Below are 21,603 nucleotides of genomic sequence, written 5' to 3' on the forward strand. Positions count from 1 at the left end.
CGGTTCCTTTTGGTTCGTGTTGCCGCGGCTGTGACCCCGACGGCGTAGTTATTGTTAGCCCGCTTTTCGTCTCCGTCCGCGCGCTGTGCTTGATATGCCAAGGAGGGATGGTGCGAGAGGGGGGAGTCGAACCCCCATGAGCCAGGCCCGCTGGCTCCTAAGGCCAGTGCGTCTACCAATTTCGCCACTCTCGCAGTTGCGTTAAACTGCAACTAATAACCAGAATAACGAATCCCGTCAAGTGATCGATAGGGGGAAAAAGTTGTATTATCAACAAATTTAACTGATTAAACGGAGGTATGGGGCTGCGGTTGAGTGGCGTTGCATTCACCAGCCGCCTCGCCGGCGCGGATCAAAACAGCGGCAAGCGCGGTCAACGCCAACAGGGCGACGGCGGTGCCGGCAAAAGCCTGGCGAATGCCGAAAGAGTCCATGCTGAGACCGGCAAGCATGGCCCCGGTGAAGACGCCGGCGCTCATCGCCAGGTTGAACACGCCCATCATGGCGCCGTGGCCAAAATGAGCGCGGCCCTCTTCTGCGGCATAGGCGCCCAGCACGGGCCAGAGCACGGCTTCGCCCAAACCGAGAAACAGATAGACGCCGACCATGGCGGCAAAGCTTGCGGCCGAGGGAATGAGCATGAGCGCAACGCTCATGCAGATGCAGCCGACAAGCATCAACCGCACCTTGTCGCAGCGGTCCGCCAGTTTGCCAAAAGGGTACTGGAGCAGGGCGTTGACCAGGGTGCGGCCGGCGATGACCACACCGGTCTGCAGGCCGCTGCTGCCCGGCCATTCGGCCATCATCACCGGCAGGAAGGCCATGGTCGGCACCATCATCAGCACCGTGGCAAAGCGGGCGACGAGAATGCCCACGGTTCGCCGCCGGCGCAGCATCGAGCGGATGTTGACCCACAATCCGACCTGTTGGCGTCGATCCATGGGGCAGCAGGCGGGCATGACCAACAGCACCAGCAGGAAGGCGAAAAAACAGAGCGCGGCCATGATCGAGAACACCGAGGACAGGCCCCAGAGGTCAGAAAAAAGGCCGCCGATCACCGGCCCGCAGCCGATGCCGCAGAAGATGGCGATGTTGATCGTCCCCATATAACGGCCTTCTTGGCCGACCGGGGCGAGGAAGCTGGCGTAGGCCATGGCCACCGGCACGATCATTGCCGCGCCCACGCCCTGGAAGAGGCGGATGCAGATCAGCTGCGCCACGTTGTTGGCGTTGGGGATCAGCAAGCCGACCAAGCCGTAGATAAACAGGCCGGCGACGAGAAACCCCTTGCGTCCCCAGCGGTCGGAAAGGCTGCCCACTATCGGTTGCAACAGGCCGCGGCTGAGGGAAAAGGCGGCGGTAATCAGGCCTAGCGAGAAGCCGGAGGCCCCCAATTTTGTGGCCAGCAGCGGCAACACCGGAATGATGACGCCGACGCCGAGGAGGGCAATAAACACCGAGAGCATCACGGTGACGAGGATGCGGTTCAGCATGGAACAGACAGAATCCTCTCAAGGAAAGAACGGGTTGAGGGGAGGGACGCGGTCGGGAAACGAGGGCTTTCCACTCGTGATCTTTTCCTTCTTACCATCCGCCACAGCGAAAGCAACACCTGTTTCCCCTGTCTGCAGGAACAAACGCGCGTTGATCGATCAAACCGGGGCACAGCGCTGGAACGCCTTGAACGGCAAGGGGAAACCCCGTATACTGGGCCAATTATTCGTCAGCTCTTGCCCCGTTGCGACCACTTTCAGGAGGAAGACATGGATGACATTGCATTTAAGGCCATGATTGTCGAAGAAACCGCCGACAAACACTTTGTTCGCAGGATTGGCGAAAGGCGTGTCCGTGATTTGCCCGAAGGCCAGGTGCTGATCCAGGTGCGCTATTCTTCGCTCAATTACAAGGACGCTCTGTCCGCCTCGGGCAACAAGGGCGTGACCCGGAAATATCCGCACACCCCCGGCATCGACGCGGCCGGCGTTGTGGTTGACAGCAGCGAGCCAGCCTGTCAACCGGGCGACCAGGTGCTGGTGACCGGTTTTGATTTGGGGATGAACACCAGCGGCGGCTATGCCGAATATATTCGGGTTCCGGCCGCCTGGGTGGTTCCGTTGCCTGCGAATCTGAGCCTGCGCGAGAGCATGATCTACGGCACCGCCGGATTTACCGCCGCGCTTTCCTGCTGTCGGTTGCTTGAGAGCGGCGTTGCCCCGGATCAGGGACCGGTGCTGGTGACCGGGGCCACCGGCGGCGTTGGCTCCATCGCGGTGGCCATTCTGGCCAAGGCGGGTTTTGCTGTGGCTGCAGTTACCACCAAGCCGGGCGAAGCGCCGTATTTGCACCAGATCGGCGCCCAAGAAATCATTGCCGCCGCCGATGCCGACGACCAAAGCGGACGGCCCATGCTCAAGCCGCGCTGGGCTGGAGTGGTCGATACGGTGGGCGGCAACATCCTGGCCACGGCCATTAAAACCACACGCTACGGCGGCACAGTCACCTGTTGCGGCAATGTGACTTCCGGCGAGCTGCACACCTCGATCTACCCCTTTATCCTCAACGGCGTCAGCCTGTTGGGCATTGATTCGGTGAATTGTCCGACCCCGCTTCGCCTGCGGGTCTGGGAGAAACTGGCCGACGCCTGGAAGCTGGAACATCTGGAAACCATCACCACCGAGTTGCCCAATCTCGAAGCCCTGGACGAGCGCATTGGTCTCCTCCTCCAGGGGAAAAGCCGGGGGCGGGCCATTGTTAAAATCAGCGATTGATTGCCGCCCAACCTGGATTCAAGGCAGGAGCCACCGGTCCGTCTCGAATGTTTTTCCCTCAACCCCTTAACCACGTCAGCCCCTATGCTTCTTGCCGATCACAACAAAACCGCCTTGATTCTGCCCGATCAAAGCTACACCTACGCCCAACTGCTGGCCATGGCCCACAGCTATGCCCGACGTCTCCCCGCCGGCTTGCAACGGGTGCTGATTTTTTCAGAGAATCGCGCCGAATGGATCCATGCCCTGTACGCCGCCTGGATTGCCGGCGCGGCCGTGGTTCCGGTGGATTTCCAGGCCACGGCCGCTGAGGTTGCGTTTATTCTCAACGATTGTCGGCCGACAACGCTGTTTTGTTCCCTGGAGCGCAAACCAGTGCTGGAAGAGGCCTTGGCCGGGCTTGATTATGTGCCGCAATTGCTGGTGTTTGAGTCCATGCCGGCTGAGGCGGAACCTTCGACGGAACCGGTTGCCGCCGCCGATCCCCAGGCAACGGCCCTTCTGATCTACACCTCCGGCACCACCGGCACGCCCAAAGGGGTGATGCTCTCCTTTGCAAACCTGCTGGCAAACGTCGAGGCGGTCACCGTCGGCGCGCCGATTTACGGCCCAGACGAGCGGGTGCTGATGCTCCTGCCCCTGCATCACATCTTTCCGTTATTGGGCACCCTGGTGATCCCCTTTCAGATTGGGGCCACGGTGGCCTTGTCGCCCTCGCTGCTGGCCGAGGACATTGTCCGCACCCTGCAGCGCAACAAGATCACCATCCTTATCGGCGTGCCCCGGCTCTACAGCCTGATCATGCAGTCGATCCAGAACAAGATCGCGGCCAGCAGGATCGCAACCCTGTTGTTCCGACTGGCGGAACAGGCGAACTCGCCGCAGTTGTCCAAGGTGCTGTTTCGCTCGGTGCATCAGAAATTCGGCGGCTGTCTCAAATTTCTGGTCAGCGGCGGGGCTGCCCTGGATCCGGTGGTGGGGCGGCGGTTCACCACCCTGGGGTTTGAGATTCTGGAGGGCTACGGCATGACCGAGGCTGCGCCGATGATCGCCTTTACCCGACCTGGGCAGGTGCTAATCGGTTCGGCAGGCACGGCCATGAGTTGCACCACTGTTGCAATTCGCGACGGCGAGATTGTTGCGGCCGGCGCAAACATCATGCAGGGCTACTGGAACCGACCCGAGGAGACCGCCGAGGTGCTCCGGGATGGTTGGCTCTACACCGGCGACCTGGGTCGTCTCGACGAGAAAGGGCGATTGTTCATCACCGGCCGCAAGAAAGAGATCATTGTGCTGGCCAACGGCAAAAACATCAATCCGGCCTTGATCGAGCAGGAACTGGAAGCAAAGTACGGGGCCATTGCCGAGGTCGGCGTTTTTCTCAATGACGACGTTCTCCAGGCCGTGATCCGCCCCAATCTGGCTCTGATCCGCGAAAAGGGCGTCGCCCGGATGGACGAGTATTTCCGCTGGCAGGTGATCGACCGCTACAACCAAAGTGCGTCGCCGGCCAAGCGGCTCCACCATTTCACCCTGGTGGAGAGCGAGCTGCCCCGCACCCGGTTGTCGAAGCTCAAACGCTTCCGGCTGCCGGGTCTGGTTGCGGCCCGGGAGCAACGCAAGGCAGAGTGCGAGCATCCGAGCGGCGAGGAATATCAAATCCTTCGCCAGTTCCTGGAAAACCACACCGCCCGGACCATTGCCCCAGACGATCATCTGGAGATCGACGCGGCCCTCGACAGCCTGGACAAGGTCAGCCTGCTGGTGTTCATCAAGAAAACTTTTGGCGTCGAGATCGCCGAGGATAAACTGATGCACATTCCGACGCTGCGTCAACTGAGCGCCTTCATCAGCGAGCGCAAAGAGCGGATTGCGGTGGAGTTGATCAACTGGCGCGACATCCTGCGGGAGCGGGTCGACAGCGGCCTGCCGCGCGCCTGGTTCACCATCAACCTGATCAAAAACGCCAGCCGTGTTCTCTTGCGGTGTTATTTTCGTTTTCGCACCGAAGGCCGTGAAAACATCCCGGACACGCCCTGCATCCTGGCTCCGAACCACCAGAGTTTTATCGACGGCCTGTTGGTCGCCGCCGGGCTGAAAAATGATCTGATGCAACGCACCTGCTTCTACGCCAAGGCCAAGCACCTGCAAAATCGCTGGCTGCGGTTTCTCGCCGACCGCAACAATGTGGTGATCATGGACATCAACGCCGACGTGCGGGAGTCGATCCAGCGGGTCGCCACCCTGCTGGCAAGCGGCAGGAACGTCATCATCTTTCCGGAAGGCACCCGGACGCCCGACGGCGCGGTGGGCGAGTTCAAGAAAACCTTTGCCATCCTCAGCAAGGAACTCAACGTGCCGGTGGTGCCAGTGGCCATCCGCGGCGCCTTCGAGGCCCTGCCCGCCGGCTCGATCCTGCCCCGCCCGTTCCGGCGGATATCGGTGCGATTCCAGCCGCCTGTCTTTCCGCACGATCACACCTACGAATCCCTCAAGGATTTGGTGCGGCAAAAGGTCGGGGAGTGTTTGAGTGAGACGGCCCCTCGGCGGCAAACGACGACAGCGTCATGAAATCGTAACGCTCGCCAAATAATGCCGAATTGAATCCGCCCGGCTCAAAGTCTGGCAAACGAGCGAAGACGCCTTTGCAATGGTGCATCGGTTCGCGCTTCGCTCAACCGACGCATTTTTACTGATTAATGGAAGGAATGACCGCATGCAGCATGACGTGATCGACGCCCGCATCAGCCCCAACGGCAGCCTGGACGTGATGTCCCGGCTGGAAGTGGGCAAATTGCTCAACGCCAGCCGGGGCGAGCTCTATCCGCTTTTTCGCAACTCTTCGCTCGCGGTGCTCAACTACGGCGGCTATCTCGACGACGGGCGCGAACTGCTTGAGCGTTACAAGGATTTCGACATTCGGGTGATCCAGGAGGAGCGCGGCATCAAGCTTGACCTACGCAACGCCCCGGCCACCGCCTTTGTCGACGGCAAGATGATTCGGGGCATCAACGAACATCTGTTTGCGGTGCTGCGCGACATCGTTTACGTCGACGACACGATTAACAACAACCCGCGTTTTGATCTGCAGACCACGGACGGCATCACCAACGCTGTGTTCCATATCCTGCGCAACGCCGGCATCATGCGACCGCGCACCAACCCACGCCTGGTGGTCTGCTGGGGCGGGCACTCGATAACGCCTGCCGAATACGATTACAGCAAGGAGGTCGGCTACCAGTTGGGCTTGCGGGGGCTTGACATCTGCACCGGCTGCGGGCCCGGGGCGATGAAAGGGCCAATGAAGGGCGCCACCATCGGCCACGCCAAACAGCGGATGTACACCGGACAGTATCTGGGCATTACCGAGCCCGGCATCATCGCTTCGGAATCGCCCAACCCGATCGTCAACGATTTGGTGATCATGCCGGACATTGAAAAACGGCTGGAGGCCTTTGTCCGCGTCGGCCATGCGGTGATTGTTTTTCCCGGCGGCGTCGGCACCGCCGAAGAAATTCTCTATATCCTCAGCATATTGCTTGATCCGGAAAATTCGCGCATCCCTCTGCCGCTGATTTTCACCGGCCCGGCGAGCGCGGCTGGCTATTTCGAGCAGATCGACCATTTCATCACCGAGACCCTGGGGCCGGCGACCCGGCAACTGTACCGGATCATCATCAACGATCCCGAGGCGGTGGCCAGAAAGACTCTGGAGGGGGTGGACAAGGTCCGCCAATTCCGGCTCAAAACCGACGACGCCTATTATTTCAACTGGATGCTCAACATCGACCTCAGCCTGCAGCGCCCTTTCGTCCCTCGCCACGAAAACATGCGCGCCTTGGATCTGCACAAAAATCAGGCTCCCCATCTGCTGGCCTCGAACCTGCGTCGAGCCTTTTCCGGGATAGTGGCCGGCAACGTCAAAGAGGCCGGCATCCGCGCCATTGAGGAAGAAGGTCTCTTTGAACTGTTCGGGGACGCGCGCATTATGCAGCCGCTCGACGTCCTGCTCAACGCCTTTGTCGAACAGAAGCGGATGAAACTGCCGACCAGCGCCTACAATCCATGCTACCGATTGGTTGCGGAGGGAGAGGGCTGAGGTTGCACGCACTGACTGCAACGAATAAAAGCCGGTCGTCTGCAGAGACGACCGGCTTTTTTATTGGATGTTCTGGATGTGGGAGAGGAGAGAGGAAATGCGCCAGAAGGGAAAATGCTCATGGAGACTGGTTTCGGAATCGAACCAAACAGCTCCCCTTTCACAGGCAGCTCAACGGGGTTGAAGCCCGCGGTCGGCGCCAGCCAACTCAACCAGTCCTATCGCCTTTATATATAGCATCGATTGTATTAATCAATGAAAAAGGTGATGCGATCAAGCCGGCAAGGGGCTGCAACAACCCTTGAGCACAGGGAATTGCTAACGTTTGAGCCGGTGCGCCGGTCTGGCAGCGACACAGGTTGAGCCTAAAACAAAACCGCCTCCGCTGCCGAGTAAGCGGACAGGGGAGGCGAGAAAATTCGGACGAGAAGAGGTTGTACAGTCAGGGACGCGGTATGCGCGTGCGTTTACAGCAGAAGATCCTTGCCCAAAATGGAGACCAGATCGTCGGCGGCCCGGGTGGGCGCGATCTTGCCGACTTCGACGTCGTGTTTGATTCCAGGCAAGAGTTTTTGAATTTCAGGATGCTGATAGAACCAGCGTTCCAACCCTTCGTTGACCAGAAACCACATCCACGACATGGCCTGATCCTGGCGTTTCTTTTCCAGTTCGCCGGAGGCCGTCATGATTTCTTTGTGACTCATGATGGTCTCCCAGACCTCCATGAGCCCCCGCTGTTCCAGGGCACTGCAGGTCATGACCGGCACCGACCAGTTGGGCGAGGAGGGGGTGACAAGGTGAAGCGCGGTTTCATATTGTTTTTTGGCGAGTTTGGCTCGGTTGACGTTGTCGCCGTCGGCTTTGTTGACCACAATGGCGTCCGCGACTTCCAGCACGCCTTTTTTAATGCCCTGCAATTCGTCGCCTGCGCCGGAAATCTGCAAGACGAGAAAGAAATCGACCATGGAGGCAACCGTGGTTTCGGATTGACCGACGCCGACGGTTTCAACAATGATGACGTCGAATCCGGCCGCTTCGCAAACCAGCATGGTCTCGCGGGTTTTACGGGCAACGCCTCCCAGGCTGCCGCCGGAAGGGGAAGGGCGGATAAAGGCCAAATCGTTGACCGCCAATTTTTCCATTCGGGTTTTGTCGCCTAAAATAGAGCCGCCGCTGCGGGTGCTGCTTGGGTCGATGGCCAGAACCGCAACCCGATGTCCCAGCCCAGTGAGCATGGTGCCAAAACTCTCAATAAAAGTGCTCTTGCCGGCGCCGGGCACGCCGGTGATGCCTAAGCGTACCGCTTTGCCCGTATGGGGGAGCAATTCATTGATGACATGTTTGGCGATCTCCTGATGCGTGGAAAGGATGCTTTCAACCAAGGTAATGGTGCGGGCGAGCATCAGGCGATTGCTATCCATAACGCCCTGGATGTAATAACTGGGATCTTTATGCATGTCTGGCCTTTGGTGGAGGTTTTTTCATGCGAACATGCAAACGGACGGATTTTAGCCCGTCCGTTTGCAGTGTTGCCGTTATGTGGAGCTGTTATTTACAATATTGCGCCTCAAGCATATCCATGACTTTGCCTGCGGATTCGGTGATCGGGGTTCCCGGTCCGAAGATGCCCTTGCAGCCTGCGTCATAGAGGAATTGATAATCGTTGGGCGGAATAACGCCGCCGGCAACGACCATGATCTCGCCGGCGCCTTTGTCTTTCAGTTTACCGATGAGTTCCGGCACCAGGGTCTTGTGACCAGCGGCCAGACTGGAAGCGCCAACGATGTGAACGTCATTCTCGATCGCCATTTTGGCGGCTTCTTCCGGGGTCTGGAACATCGGGCTGATGTCGACGTCAAAGCCAAGGTCGGCATAAGAAGAAGCAACGACTTTGATGCCGCGGTCATGACCGTCCTGTCCCATTTTGGTGACAAGGATACGCGGACGACGACCGGTCTTGGACAGGAAGTCGGCGGTGCGCTTGCGCAATCCTTCGATAACCTGAGCGGCGTCACTGCTGGCTTCACTGTACTCAGAAGAGTAGGCGCCGGATACACACTGGGTGGTGGCGACAAAACGTCCAAACACTTTTTCCATGGCGTCAGAAATTTCTCCTACGGTTGCTCTGGCCTTAGCGGCTGCGATGGCAACTTCCAGGAGGTTGCCGTCGCCTGCGGCAGCCTTGGTTACGGCTTCCAGGCATGCCTGACATTTGGCGCTGTCACGGTTTTTCTTGGTGTCGTTGATGCGGTCGATCTGCTCAAGACGAACTGAATCCGGAACTTCGAGGATGTCGAAATCCATTTTTTCGTCGGCGAGACGGTACTTGTTGACGCCAACGATAACATCCTTGCCCTGATCGATGCGGGCCTGACGACGGGCGGCAGACTCTTCGATGCGTAGTTTCGGCATGCCGGAAGCAATAGCTTTGGCCATGCCGCCCAACTCTTCGATCTCGTCGATGATCTTCTGAGCGCCTTCAACAATCTGGTTGGTCAGGTACTCAATGTAGTAGGAACCGCCCAACGGATCGGCAACCTTGCAGACCTGGGACTCTTCCTGGATGATGATCTGGGTGTTGCGGGCGATGCGGGCGGAAAGCTCGGTCGGCAGGCAAACAGCCTCGTCAAAGGAGTTGGTGTGCAGAGACTGGGTGCCGCCAAGAACAGCGGACATGGCCTCAAGGGTGGTGCGGATAACGTTGTTGTACGGATCCTGCTCGGTGAGCGACCAACCAGAGGTCTGGCAATGGGTGCGCAGCATCGAAGATTTGGCGTTTTTGGGGTTGAACTGCTGCATCAACCGGTGCCACAGGAAGCGGGCGGCGCGCAGCATGGCGATTTCCATGAAGAAATTCATGCCGATGCCGAAGAAGAAGGACAGACGCGGGGCAAAGGTGTCGATGTCCATGCCGGAACGGATGGCGGCGCGAACATACTCGACGCCGTCCGCCAGGGTGAAGGCGGTCTGAAGCACGGAGTCGGCGCCGGCTTCCATGATGTGGTAGCCGCTGATCGAGATGGTGTTGTATTTCGGCATATTTTTGGAAGCATACGCCATAATGTCGGACACGATCCGCATGGAAGGCTCGGGCGGATAGATGTAGGTGTTCCGGGTCAGGTACTCTTTGAGGATGTCGTTCTGGATGGTGCCCTCAAGTTGCTCCTGCTTGACGCCCTGCTCTTCGGCGGTGGCGATCCACATGGCCAGAATCGGGATAACCGCGCCGTTCATGGTCATGGAAACAGACATCTTGTCCAGCGGGATGCCGTCGAAGAGGATCTTCATATCCTCAATCGAGTCAATAGCAACGCCGGCCTTGCCGATGTCGCCGGAAACGCGTGGGTTGTCGGAATCGTATCCGCGATGGGTGGAGAGGCTGAAAGCAACGGACAGACCTTTCTGGCCGGCGGCCAGGTTCTTGCGGTAAAATTCGTTAGAGGCCTTGGCGGTGGAGAAGCCGGCGTACTGACGGATGGTCCAGGGGCGACCGGCATACATGGTGGCCATCGGTCCGCGGGTGTAGGGAGCCATGCCGGGAAAGGTGCCGACGGTGGGCAAGCCCTTGATGTCGTCTTCGCAATACAGCGGTTTAACGGTAATGCCTTCGGGGGATTTCCAATTCAGACTGTCAGGGGTTTTGCCCTTCATCTGCTTGGAAGCCATTTCAAACCATTGCTCATATCCAGTTGCCATGTCACTTACTCCTTGTAGTTAGCTCGGGGGAATATCCCCCATTGGAATTTAAAACACACCGGTCCAGCAACAACGCTGGGCGCAATTGGCCAAGCTTGTTGCTGGAGCCAGAGTCTTGAGCACCTTCAGGTCGTCGTTGCCGCGAAAACCTGAAGGTGTTTTTTCATTTCAGCTCCGCTCGGAAATCTCCACCAGCACGCCGCCTGTTGCTTTGGGATGGAGGAAGGCGATTTTAGCGCCGCCGGCGCCGATGCGCGGAGTCTGGTCAATCAGGGCCACGCCTTTTTCCTTCAATTCGGCCAGCGCCGCTTCGATGTTCTCCACCCGGAAGGCCACATGCTGAAAGCCGCCCTTGCCGCCGTTTTTCTCGATGAACTTGGCGATAGGTCCGTCAGGAGAGGTGGAAATGAGTAACTCGACTTCGCTGTCGCCAACCGGCAAAAAGGCGGTGGTTACTTTTTGCTCTTCAACGGTTTCCGACCCCTCGACTTTCAGGCCCATAACATCTGACCAGAATTTTTTGCCTTCTTCCATGCTGTTTACTGCGAGGCCGAGGTGATCGATTTTGAGAATTTTCATACTGTCAGCTCCTTTCCGTCAAATATTGCCGGATATGTGTTGGTGTGCAAGGTAGCGTTGGGAACAGGAGGGCCGGGAAGACCCGGCTGTGCTCAACATAAAGTATGCCCATTGGTCGACAACCAATGGACATCAGGGTATTTTAAATAATTTTTGCGCTAAAAAAACGCGCTTTTGCTTTTGATGCTGCATTTGGCGCAATGTTTTGCCGATGGTTCGAATCTCAACAGTTGCAAATGTGCTGCATAAAAAAACGTGAAAACGACAGTGCCGCCGATTGCGGCACTGTCGAAAATATTGCCTGCTTATTTTGCCGCGCGTTTGACAAAGACGCCGTTCGGATCGATTTCCTCACGGATCAAACGCACTTCCTCCACCGTCGGAGCTGGGAATTCGGTTACGTTGTCCGCGATCAACAGCTCGAAACCGGTTGCGGCTTGAATGCTTTCCACGGTTTCGCCGGGGAACATTTGAATCAAGCGCATTCTTTTGGTTTTCTCTTCAAAATCGAAGATGCCTTTGGTGGTAATGAGACGGTACGGTCCTTTGCCCTGCATGCCTGCATTGTAGCGTGCATTGGGGCTGCCGTCGAGATGGCCGGGGCTGGTGACGTAGGACAGCTTCTCGTTGAACTTCTTCTTGTCGTGGGGAACGATAAGAATGGTTCGCTCGCAGGAAGCCGCCATGTCGCTTGCGCCGCCGGAACCCGGCAGGCGCACTTTCGGTTTTTGATAACCAGCCGGGAAATCGCCCATCATGGTGGAGTTGAGGTTGCCGTACATATCCACCTCGGCGCCGCCGATGAAGCCGAAATCGGCAAAACCGCGCTGGGTGAGTTCAAATGCGCCGTTCAGTCCTTTAACGTAGGAAGCGCCGGTAAAGGTGCGGGAGTCGCCGACTGAAACCGGCAGACCATGCTTCAGAGGGGGGCCAACGGCGCCGGCCTCGAAAACCGGAATCAGTCCGGGGGCGTGGGTCCGTGAGGCCAAAAGGGAAGCGACCATGGGCAGGCCGGTCCCGACAAAGACTATTTTATTGTCTTCCAATACTTTTGCTCCCGCCACAACGATAATTTCCTGGGCGGTGTAATCCGTTGAAACTGTCATGTTGACTCCTTATCTTTGGGTTTCGAGAGAGATCAATACAGTAAAGATGTTCTCGTCTTGGAATCAGACGAGACGCTCGCAATGCACAGCCTCGGCCGCCTTGTCCGCCAGCAGTTGCTTCACTCCGATCTTTGCAATATAGTCCTCAAATGACTCGACTCCGTAGATATTTTCGTCGTAGTAGGCTTTCAGTGCGTCAGGGGCGCCGCCCTTGCACATCGGTGCAATGCAGCCCAGGAGCTGGCGGACGTGGTCGCCGTTGAACCAGTAGTGCCGACGGCAGGCGCCCGGATAGGCGCCGTAGGGAACCTGGATGACGGCGTCGACAGCCGGGAAGGGTATCATGATGTCCTTCGGATTGCTGGTCAGCAGATCGTGGGAGACCAGTTGCTCGCAGGTGACGATGGTGTGCGCGGAGGCCATGGCGATTTCAGCGCAGGTGGCGTCGGTGCCGCGGATGATGCAGTTGCCGTACATGTCGGCGGCCTGCACGTGGATGAGCGCCACGTTGGGATTGCTCGCCGGCAAGAGGGCGATCGGTCGTCCGGTGAACGGACAATCCATGATTTTGGTGCGGCTGGTGTTTTTAATGTCGCCGCCCAGCGGACCGCGGGTGGGAATGAAAGGCAGTCCCATGGCGCCGGCTTTGAAACGAGCCGACATGTTGTAGTTGCTCCAGTCCTCAAATTCAATCAAACCACGCTCGGCCAAGTAGCGCCACGCCGGGGACAAACCAAAGGCTTCATGCCCCCAGTAGGCCAGCTCCACTCTCTTGATGGAGAATTTGTCGGGATTTGCAATCATAGCGCCGGCGAGAAGCTCCGGAGCCATACCTGCTGATTGAAAGGAGAGGGTAAGATCTTTGAAACCTTGGCGGATCATTTCGTGACAAATGGCGACAGGCTGACGAACGTTGACGAACCCGCCGATGCCGACGTTGTCCCCATTCTTGACAAAGCGGGAAACGGCCTCTTTCAAGGTCATCCGTTTATCTTTCATGGACTTGTCTTTGTTGACAAGCGCTTCCCTCGCTTCATCGGGTGATAAACCTGTCCAGAACATTTTAGCGCTATTTTCCAATTTGCTACCTCTTCCTGTTTATCAAGCGTTTTTGTTGCCCAGCAGCCACCATGTGGCCGTCCGGGATCCCCCTATACAAAAAAAAGACCGGGAAACAACTCAATTATCTTGAGTAGTTTCGCCGGCCTTTTTTTCGACTCGATCGACACCGATATGCTGCAGCTATGAATGTTGTTTCCGCCATATATTGAGCCAATTTTCCTCAAATGGTTCTACCCCGACCAAATCGGGATATGTACAGATGATTTGCTCTTCCCGCCAGACCATGCGGAGCGTTGGCGGAGAAGTTATTGCAAGGGAAAAACAAGCCGCTTTCTGATGCTGCCCTGAAAACGACCTTAGCTGAATTTCTTTTCTTTACTACCTCTTTCTTGCTTTCAACCCTACGCCGTGGGCGACAATGACGCAGGCAAAAAAATGTAAAAAACAATTTCCAGGGAAATCGTCACCCAGGTCCGACTGAGAAAAACCAATAACAAGCTAAAACTAATTAACTAAAAGTTAGCGTTTTCCTATTTGAGATTAGCCTTTTTGTCAACAGCAAAAAAAAATAGATGAACTGGGAATGAATGGATATTCATAGGTAATCGCCGGTAAAATAGAGAGTTAATTAACAATGGTTCAAAATTGATTTTTTTGGCTTGCGCCAGGGCAGCACGATGCCGCAGGTCAGGGGCTGGTCTGCTTTTGCCAAATGTTGGGCTATGATTGAAAAATAGTTTTGATTTAGTGAGATACGATATTGTCGCGAATTTGCTTTTCGTGTACAACACCGTTTTTAAAGGGTGAGCGGCCCGATTTCTGATCCGTGCCGACGCATCATGCTGCTGTTGTGTGGTTCCGGCAACGCGCCCCTTGGCGCGCCTCTCGTCAACACGCGTGCGCCTGTCATCAATGCCGCGTCTTCACCAACAGTCCTGTTTGCGGGACGCGCGAGTTGTTTTTCTGTAGTCTGTTTTATTCCTTGGCGCGTGAACAAGGCGTATGCCTGGCAATTATAACATACAAAGGAGTACTCGGATGAAAGTGTACACTGGCGGCGGCGATAAAGGAAAAACCAGCCTTTTCTCAGGCGAGCGGGTGCCCAAACACCATATCCGCATTGAGGCGTATGGCGATCTCGACGAGCTCAATTCAATGCTGGGGGTTGTGTCCGCCTTGCTTCCCGAAGGAGAGCAGGCTGTCCGCGACGATTTGGAAGGCATGCAATCCCATTTGTTTCTCGCCGGCGCCTGGTTGGCCACCACGCCCGACTCCTCAGCCACCGGCTACCTCACTGCCTTGCCGGTCAACGTCTCCAAGGATTTGGAAAATCGCATCGACGCCCTTTCCGAGGTGCTGCCGGCGCTCAAGGAATTTATTCTGCCCGGCGGACAACCGGTCGCCGCCTGGGCCCATGTGGCGCGCACGGTCTGTCGGCGCTGCGAGCGACGGTTGACCGAATTGATCGAGGCCTCCCCCAGCGGCGGCAACGGCGAGTTGGCGGCCATCCAGGTCTATCTCAACCGTTTGTCCGACTATCTCTTTGTCCTGGCTCGGTATCTGAATCAGGCGCTGGGGACCGCAGACAAGACGTGGAAGAAATAATGCGGTCGGAGGCTCTCCCGCATGTAACCACCGTTCTGGGGCATGTTCGGCTCAACAGCGAGACCTTTGAGTTGATTTGCAGTCGTCCGGAAGGGTTCCAGTTTGTTGCCGGCCAGCACGTTACGCTTTCGTACGGGGGGGAAGAGCGGGAGTACACCATCCTCTCGCCGCCGAAGACGCCGGAGCTGCGGTTTTTAATCAAACGCGTTGCCGGCGGCGCGCTCAGCAACGCCTTGGGCGAGCTTGCGCCGGGCGTCTTGCTGGGGATAAGCAAGGCCAAGGGATACCTGATCTACCGTCCAACGGATCGACCGGTTTATTTCGTGGCCACCGGCGTGGGCATTGCGCCCTTTGTCGCCATGGCCGCGGCCGGCGTCACCGGATTCACCCTCATTCACGGCACGAGGGAAGTGTCCGGGCTGTTGTATCGGCGAGAACTGACCCTGGCGGCCAACCGCTACATCCCTTGTCTGTCCGGCGCGATCAGGCCGGGAACAGCGCTCCTTGATCTGCATCGGGGCTATGTCACCGACTATGTTGATCGCCATATCAAACCGGGGCTCTACGATTTCTACCTCTGCGGCGCCAGGGCCATGATCCATGACATGACCCACATCCTTGATCAGCATTATCCAGGCACGCGCATTTACAGCGAGGCCTACAGCTAATTTCATTTCCATTGCAACAGTGAAGCACGCTGCTTTGTCGACGAGCACAGCGAGGAGAAATTTCGTTATGGTTCGAGATTTCTCACTTCGTTCGATATGACAAGCCTTCGTCGGCGATGTTTTGCGCTGTGCATCATGCTTCGCTTGATTTAGAAGCGGAATGACGCAGGATTTTTGAGCTTTTCGGCGGTAGGGAGGACATAGGCTCTCCTCTTGGGCCTAGGGGTCAGATCAAACCCTGCATGTAGCGGTGCATCGATTCAGCGGCGTCCAGCCCCTGGCAGACGGCCTTAGCCACGGTCTGCGGACCGAGCACGGTGTCGCCGCCGGCAAAGATCCATTCAACGCTGGTTTGCAGGGTGACCGGATCGACCACATAGGTGCCGCGCGGGGTGATGGCCACCGGCACGGTTTCGTCGTGCACCGGAATAACCTTCTGGCCCACGGCCGCAATCAGGGCGTCTGCCTCGATTATGAATTGGGAGCCTTCAATGGGCGTTGGCGCGCGTCGGCCAGATGCGTCGGGTTCGCCTGGCTGCATGCGGATGCATTCAACGCCGGTCAGGCGGCCGTCGGTTGCCAAAATCCTGGTTGGAGCGGCCAGGAAAGTGAGGGCAACGCCTTCTTCCTCCACATGATGCACCTCCATGGCCGAGGCCGGCATCTCCTCCCGGGTGCGACGATAGAGGATGGACACCTCCTTCCAGCCGGAGCGCAAAGCCACCCGCGCCACGTCGATGGCCACATTGCCGCCGCCCACCACCACCACCTTGTCGCCCAGGGCTATTTCGCGTCCGGTAAGCACCTGTCCCAGGTAATCGACCCCGGACATCACCCCCTGGGTTTCCGTCTCTCCCGCCAGCCCCAATCTGCGGCTTTCGTAGGCCCCGATACCCAGGAACACCGAGGCGTAGCCCTGATCGCGCAGTTCGGAAAGGGTCAGGTCCTGGCCCACGGTAATTCCGGTTTTGACGTTGACCCCGCATTGCTGCAGGGCGTAGAGCTCGGCGCCAATGATGTTGCGCGGCAACCGGTAGTTGGGAATGCCGACGCTGAGCATGCCGCCGAAGACCGGCAACGATTCGAACACGGTGCAGCTGTAGCCCTTGTGCGAGAGCGCGTGAGCCACGGTGATGCCCGCTGGGCCGGAACCGATGACCGCGACCTTGACGCCGTTTTTTGGCGCGCACTTGGGCGACAGGTTTTTGCCGTTGATGATCATCCAGTCGGCGAGGAACCGTTCCAATAGGCCGATGGCCACTGGCGCGTCCTTTTTGCCCCGGATGCAGGCCCCTTCGCACTGGAACTCGTGCGGGCAGACCCGCGAGCAGATCGAGGGCATGGAGCTGGTTTCGCGGATGGTCCAGTAGGCCTGCTCGAATTTGCGCTCGCGCAGCAGTTCAATGAAGCGGGGGATGTCGTTGCCGATCGGGCAGCCCATCACGCAGAGCGGCTTGCGGCATTGCAGACAGCGTTGCGCCTCGATCAGGGCGGTTGGTTCGTCAAACCCCTTGGACACCTCGTCAAAGTTGTCGAGCCGTTCGTCTGGATTGAGTTCGCGCGGCAATTGCCGGGGGATGGCCAGTTGTTCCCTGATGTTCATAGCTGCAACCTTGGGGGCTTGAATTGAGAAATATTCCTGTTTATTAGCAGGATTGGAGTCAACTGGCAACAGCGAAACCAGCGTGCGCATCGTTAACCGGCTCGGTCACCACAACCAGATGCATAGCCTTGGGACCGTGGGCCCCATGCACCATCACGGCCTCGATGTCCGCTGTCTTGGAGGGACCGGAAATCAGCGTCCAGGAGTCGCAGTTCTGCTCGCGGCGGACCAAGGCGTAGGCCTCGGCCAGATTGGCGGTCAGATGGGACAGCAACAGCACTGCGATGTGGATGGAGGGAACCAGCGAGGTGGACCGGGGCTGGCCTGGCCGGGTCATCTGGACAATGGTTGCCGATTCGGCGATGGCCCAGTCAGCCACGGTGACGCCGATGGAGGCGGCCAGGGTGCGGTTGCGAACTTCCGGATCGCGGTTGCCGGTCCAGTGCCTTGGGGTGTGGTTGATCGCCGCCTGGGCGTGCAAGGGCAGGGCGCGCAGCAGGGGATGATCGTGGAGGATGAGCGCCGGTTCGGCGGTGAATTCAGTCGCGCTGGTTAGGGTAATTTCGGCAATGCATTGGGCTGCTTGGTCGAGGGTCGGGCAGAGGTGGGTTTGCAGGTGCAGCAGGCTGGCCTGTTCGACCAGCGTCTGCAGCAGAATTTGTTGTTCGTCAGGGCCGCGCTGGGCAAAAGCGTTCAAACGGGCGGAGTCGTCGCAGGGGGCCAGCAATTCGCTCCAGGCAATGCGCGTCTCTTCGCTGTCTTGAACGGCCATACGGACACGGTCCAAAAAGGCGGTGCGCTTATCGTCCATGCCGCGTCTCCCGGCTGTTGTCGGCCGTGGCAGGGTTGTTGTTCTGGCGCGCGCGCCACCGTTCCCGGAAGGATTGCTCAGCCATGGGTTGCAAATCGCGGCCTGCGGTCCAGCCGTTTTTCAAGCCGGGCAGGGGGCCAATCATCCCGTTTCGCCCGACAAAGGGGCGTTGCAGGGCGCGGGCAATGGTCAGCATGGCCGCATACAAACGGCTGTGGCCCACGATGCGGCCCCAAATTTTGAACCCCAGGGCTTCCAAGCGATTGTGCGGCCGCACTCCCCAGCCGGGGTCGCCATAGGCCAGTTTGCAGCGCAGGGCCACGAGCATCCGGGGCAGGTCGTTTTCCACCGGGCAGACGTCGCGGCAGGCTCCGCACAGGGTTTCGCCTTTGCACAGGTCGGCGTGACGGTTGATCCCGTGCAGTAGCGGCGTCACCACCGCGCCGATGGGGCCGCTGTAGGGCGAATGGTAGGCGTGGCCGCCGATTCGGCCATACACCGGGCAGATGTTGAGGCAGGCGCCGCAGCGGATGCAGGCCAACACCTCGCGAAATTCCGGATCCGCCAGGATGCGCGAGCGGCCGTTGTCGACAATCACCAGATGGAATTCCTCGGGGCCGTCCGGATCGCCTTTACGTCGTGGCCCGCCGACAAAACTGACGTAGGTGGAGAGTTTCTGCAGGGCCGCGCCCTGGGTGAGCAACTGGAGCAGCTCGCGCTGATCCTCCAGGGTGGCGGCGACTCGCTCCATGCCCATCAGGGCGACATGCAATTTTGGCATGGTGGAGGCCATGCGAATGTTGCCCTCGTTGGAGACCAGGCTGATCTGGCCGGTTTCGGCGCAGGCGATGTTGCAGCCGGTCAAGCCCATGTCGGCGGTGAGCAGCTTTTCGCGCAGGGCTTTGCGGGCCGCCTGGGTCAGGGTCGGCGGATCTTCGCTGTAGGGGATGCCGAGCTTGTCGGCAAAGAGACGGCCGATCTGGCGGCGATCCATGTGGATGCAGGGGGCGATGATGTGCGAGGCTGAACTGCCGGCGATCTGGACGATGAACTCGCCGAGATCGGTTTCCACCACCTCAATCCCCTCTGCCTCCAGCACCGCGTCAACGCCGATCTCGGCCGACAGCATCGACTTGCCCTTCACCACCCGCTTGACGCCGCGTTTTCTTGCCAAATCGAGAATATATCCATTGGCCGCCTCTGCGTTGTCGGCGAAAAACACCTGGCCGCCCCTGGCCTCAACGCCTTGGCTCAGCAGCTCCAGCACCCGGTCAAGATGGGCCAGGGTCTGCATCCGCCGCGCCTTGACCCGGCTGCGCAGATTGGGGTCGGGCAGGGTTTTCCAGACGTCCAGCGCCCCTTTGCCGTAGCGGGCCTGCAAACTGCGCAGGCTGCCCTGCAGGCAAGGGTTGCCCATGCCTTCGCGGGCGGCCGCAACATAATCGCCATCTTGGCCAAGCTTCACGCTCGCTCCTCGCCGGCCAGCACCTGGGCCAGGTGCAGCACCCGCAGGTTTTCGCCGCGTCGGCTCATGCGGCCGCGAATATTCATCAGACAACTGACGTCGCAGCCCACCACGATGTCGGCGCCGCTGTTGAGAATGTTGTCGATTTTGTCGTCCACCAGGGCCAGGGAAATTTCGGGATAGTTGACGCTGAAGGTTCCGCCAAAGCCGCAGCAGGCGTCGCTATTGTTCATTTCCGCCAGCGAGAGCCCTTGCACGTGGCGCAGCAGTTGCCGGGGCTGTTCGCGGATGCCCAGGGTGCGGGCGAGATGGCAGGAATCGTGATAGGTTGCAATCCCGGAAAAGGCGGCGCCCAGATCGACGACGCCAAGCACGTCAACCAGATATTCGCTGAACTCAAAAGTTTTGCGCGCCACCTGCAGGGCGCGTTCGCGCATGATCGGCTGGTGGGCAAACAGTTCGGGATAGTGGCGTCGGACCATAGCCACGCAGGAACCCGAGGGGCAGACAATGGCCTCGGCATCCTCGAATAGATCAATGAACCGTCGTGCCGCAGCCTCCGCCTCACGGTGGTGGCCGCTGTTGTAGGCCGGCTGACCGCAACAGGTCTGCGCTTCGGGGTAGAGCAGCGGCACGCCGAGACGATCAAAGACCTGGACCATGGCCTCGCCGACTTCCGGATACAGGGCGTCCACCAAACATTGGACAAACAGGGTCACTGTGGCTGCGGGCATACGAACAAGGGAACTGGGCGGGAAAGTCGGGCGTTCCCGCTGGATTGGCGGCACACGGAAAATCGCCTGCGTAAAGTGCTTGCGTCCGTCGATGGAACCTTCTAAGAAAGGGAGCTGCTCGGCTGTTATACCACTCCATGTTCATCAGCAAAGAGGAAAAATCAGGCAAAGCGCGATTGCGGCGTTATTGCCCCATGGGCGCCTGAACCCTGCCGGGATTTTTCGTTGACCCCGCCTGGTCTGGCTGTGCTTGTTTTTTCATTGGAGACCGGGCAGGCCTGAAGACGGTTTATCGGGCCGAAACAACAATGCTTGTATGCTGTGAGGCCCGCCGGAGAGAGCAAAGGAGAGTATGGAGCAGACGGAAATTCTGGTTGTTGGCGGCGGCCCCGGAGGGCTTGCCTGCGCGACCATGCTGGCGCAAAACGGCGCGCGGGTGGTGCTGGCGGAACGGAAACCCGTGGTCGGGCCCAAGGTCTGCGCCGGCGGCATCACCTGGCACGGGTTGATCAAACACGTGCCGCCGTCGTTGATCGAGCGGGAGTTTCCCGAACAGTTGATTGTCACCCCCCGGCAGCGGTTGGTGGTGGCGGAGAAAAATCCCATCATCGCCACAATCAACCGGCAGCGGCTTGGAGAATGGATGGCCGGCCAGGCGGCCGAGGCCGGCGTTACCCTGCTCAGCGGTGCCCGGGTTGCGGAGCTTGCGGCCAACCGGGCAACGATGGAACGGGACAATGGGCAGAGGTTGACCGTGACCTTTGAACATCTGGTGGGCGCAGATGGTTCCAACAGCGTGGTGCGCCGTTTTTTGGGCCTGTCGACCACGGCGATGGGGTTGGGGCTCAACTGCATGGCGCCAGGCGCCCATCCCCGCATGGAGTGGCATCTGGACGCCCCCCTGTTTGGTTCCGGCTACGCCTGGATTTTTCCCCATTGCGAGGTCGCCTCCATCGGGGCCTACGGTGATTGCCGCCACTTCACGGCCCAGCGGCTGAAACAGCGGCTGCTGCTCTGGGCGGATCGACAGGGTTTGCGGTTGGATGCGCAGACGCTGCGCGCCGGCCTGGTCAACTTTGATTATCGCGGGGTGCGTTTTGCCCAGGGATGGCTGGTCGGCGACGCCGCCGGTTTGGCGTCCGGGCTCACCGGCGAGGGCATCTATCCGGCCCTGGTTTCGGGTCAGGCCGTTGCCCGGATGATTCTTGACCCCCGCTATTCCGCGCCTGAGCTGAAAACGCTGGCCCACAAACATTGCCGGCATAGCCGGGTTGCGACCTTTGCGGGCAACGCTCCCCGTCTCTGTGGGCCGCTGATGGAAGCGCTGGTGCTCTTTTTACGCATGAAAATTATTGATTTTCACAGCCTGGAAATGGCAGATTAGGGAATCCTTCAGGGCGCTGCCCC

Annotated in this window: 16 protein-coding genes and 2 tRNA genes; 6 read left to right on the forward strand and 12 right to left on the reverse strand. The window is 58.8% G+C overall.

The window, feature by feature from the left end:
* Nucleotides 1–108: 108 nt before the first annotated feature.
* Nucleotides 109–194: transfer RNA gene (locus RCH93_RS01515), tRNA-Leu, on the reverse strand.
* Nucleotides 195–287: 93 nt separating this feature from the next.
* Nucleotides 288–1,493, reverse strand: coding sequence for an MFS transporter (locus RCH93_RS01520; protein WP_306546409.1), 1,206 nt, complete (start codon nt 1,491–1,493; stop codon nt 288–290).
* A gap of 270 nt (nt 1,494–1,763) precedes the next feature.
* Here RCH93_RS01520 and RCH93_RS01525 point away from each other — a divergent pair, with 270 nt between their 5' ends.
* The 3 genes from RCH93_RS01525 (at nt 1,764) to ppnN (ending at nt 6,867) form a co-directional block, all read left to right on the forward strand.
* On the forward strand, nt 1,764–2,768 hold the full coding sequence (locus RCH93_RS01525) for a YhdH/YhfP family quinone oxidoreductase (RefSeq protein WP_306546411.1): 1,005 nt from the start codon (nt 1,764–1,766) through the stop codon (nt 2,766–2,768).
* An 84-nt stretch (nt 2,769–2,852) separates the two neighbouring features.
* The gene (locus tag RCH93_RS01530; protein ID WP_306546413.1) at nt 2,853–5,339 is read left to right on the forward strand and encodes an AMP-binding protein; all 2,487 of its coding nucleotides are present in this window, start codon (nt 2,853–2,855) and stop codon (nt 5,337–5,339) included.
* A gap of 145 nt (nt 5,340–5,484) precedes the next feature.
* Nucleotides 5,485–6,867, forward strand: a complete 1,383-nt coding sequence (ppnN, locus tag RCH93_RS01535) for a nucleotide 5'-monophosphate nucleosidase PpnN (RefSeq protein WP_306546415.1) — start codon at nt 5,485–5,487, stop codon at nt 6,865–6,867.
* 121 nt (nt 6,868–6,988) lie between these two features.
* Here ppnN and RCH93_RS01540 read toward each other — a convergent pair.
* The 6 genes from RCH93_RS01540 to RCH93_RS01565 form a co-directional block, all read right to left on the reverse strand.
* A tRNA-OTHER gene (locus RCH93_RS01540) sits at nt 6,989–7,085 on the reverse strand.
* 249 nt (nt 7,086–7,334) lie between these two features.
* A complete protein-coding gene (gene meaB, locus RCH93_RS01545; protein WP_306546417.1) occupies nt 7,335–8,324 on the reverse strand; it encodes a methylmalonyl Co-A mutase-associated GTPase MeaB in 990 nt (329 codons plus the stop codon).
* Between the two features lie 91 nt (nt 8,325–8,415).
* Nucleotides 8,416–10,563: a methylmalonyl-CoA mutase gene (scpA, locus tag RCH93_RS01550; protein ID WP_306546419.1), complete on the reverse strand. Its 2,148-nt coding sequence runs from the start codon at nt 10,561–10,563 to the stop codon at nt 8,416–8,418.
* A 168-nt stretch (nt 10,564–10,731) separates the two neighbouring features.
* A complete protein-coding gene (gene mce / locus RCH93_RS01555; protein WP_306546421.1) occupies nt 10,732–11,142 on the reverse strand; it encodes a methylmalonyl-CoA epimerase in 411 nt (136 codons plus the stop codon).
* Nucleotides 11,143–11,447: 305 nt separating this feature from the next.
* Nucleotides 11,448–12,248: a CoA-transferase subunit beta gene (locus RCH93_RS01560; protein ID WP_306546423.1), complete on the reverse strand. Its 801-nt coding sequence runs from the start codon at nt 12,246–12,248 to the stop codon at nt 11,448–11,450.
* A 63-nt stretch (nt 12,249–12,311) separates the two neighbouring features.
* Nucleotides 12,312–13,247: a CoA transferase subunit A gene (locus RCH93_RS01565; protein ID WP_306546425.1), complete on the reverse strand. Its 936-nt coding sequence runs from the start codon at nt 13,245–13,247 to the stop codon at nt 12,312–12,314.
* 1,101 nt (nt 13,248–14,348) lie between these two features.
* Here RCH93_RS01565 and RCH93_RS01570 point away from each other — a divergent pair.
* Both RCH93_RS01570 and RCH93_RS01575 read left to right on the forward strand, forming a co-directional pair.
* A complete protein-coding gene (locus RCH93_RS01570) occupies nt 14,349–14,915 on the forward strand; it encodes a cob(I)yrinic acid a,c-diamide adenosyltransferase (RefSeq protein WP_306546427.1) in 567 nt (188 codons plus the stop codon).
* Nucleotides 14,915–15,583, forward strand: a complete 669-nt coding sequence (locus RCH93_RS01575) for a ferredoxin--NADP reductase (protein WP_306546429.1) — start codon at nt 14,915–14,917, stop codon at nt 15,581–15,583. The genes RCH93_RS01570 and RCH93_RS01575 overlap by 1 nt, the downstream gene beginning before the upstream one ends.
* 226 nt (nt 15,584–15,809) lie before the next feature.
* Here RCH93_RS01575 and RCH93_RS01580 read toward each other — a convergent pair whose 3' ends face one another.
* From RCH93_RS01580 to RCH93_RS01595, 4 genes are read right to left on the reverse strand one after another with little or no spacing between them, the layout of a single operon-like run.
* Nucleotides 15,810–17,186 (reverse strand): NAD(P)-dependent oxidoreductase, encoded by a 1,377-nt coding sequence (locus tag RCH93_RS01580; protein ID WP_306546431.1) that lies wholly within the window; start codon nt 17,184–17,186, stop codon nt 15,810–15,812.
* Nucleotides 17,187–17,244: 58 nt separating this feature from the next.
* Nucleotides 17,245–17,997 carry a lactate utilization protein gene (locus tag RCH93_RS01585; RefSeq protein WP_306546433.1) on the reverse strand — a complete coding sequence of 251 codons (753 nt, stop codon included), beginning with the start codon at nt 17,995–17,997 and terminating at the stop codon, nt 17,245–17,247.
* Nucleotides 17,987–19,462, reverse strand: coding sequence for a LutB/LldF family L-lactate oxidation iron-sulfur protein (locus tag RCH93_RS01590; protein WP_306546435.1), 1,476 nt, complete (start codon nt 19,460–19,462; stop codon nt 17,987–17,989). The genes RCH93_RS01585 and RCH93_RS01590 overlap by 11 nt, the downstream gene beginning before the upstream one ends.
* A complete protein-coding gene (locus RCH93_RS01595; RefSeq protein ID WP_373693241.1) occupies nt 19,459–20,196 on the reverse strand; it encodes a (Fe-S)-binding protein in 738 nt (245 codons plus the stop codon). The genes RCH93_RS01590 and RCH93_RS01595 overlap by 4 nt, the downstream gene beginning before the upstream one ends.
* Nucleotides 20,197–20,548: 352 nt before the next feature.
* Here RCH93_RS01595 and RCH93_RS01600 point away from each other — a divergent pair, with 352 nt between their 5' ends.
* Nucleotides 20,549–21,580 carry an NAD(P)/FAD-dependent oxidoreductase gene (locus RCH93_RS01600; RefSeq protein WP_306546438.1) on the forward strand — a complete coding sequence of 344 codons (1,032 nt, stop codon included), beginning with the start codon at nt 20,549–20,551 and terminating at the stop codon, nt 21,578–21,580.
* Nucleotides 21,581–21,603 lie beyond the last annotated feature (23 nt).

It is taken from the genome of Desulfobulbus sp. (genome assembly GCF_030824455.1).
Lineage (GTDB): Bacteria > Desulfobacterota > Desulfobulbia > Desulfobulbales > Desulfobulbaceae > Desulfobulbus.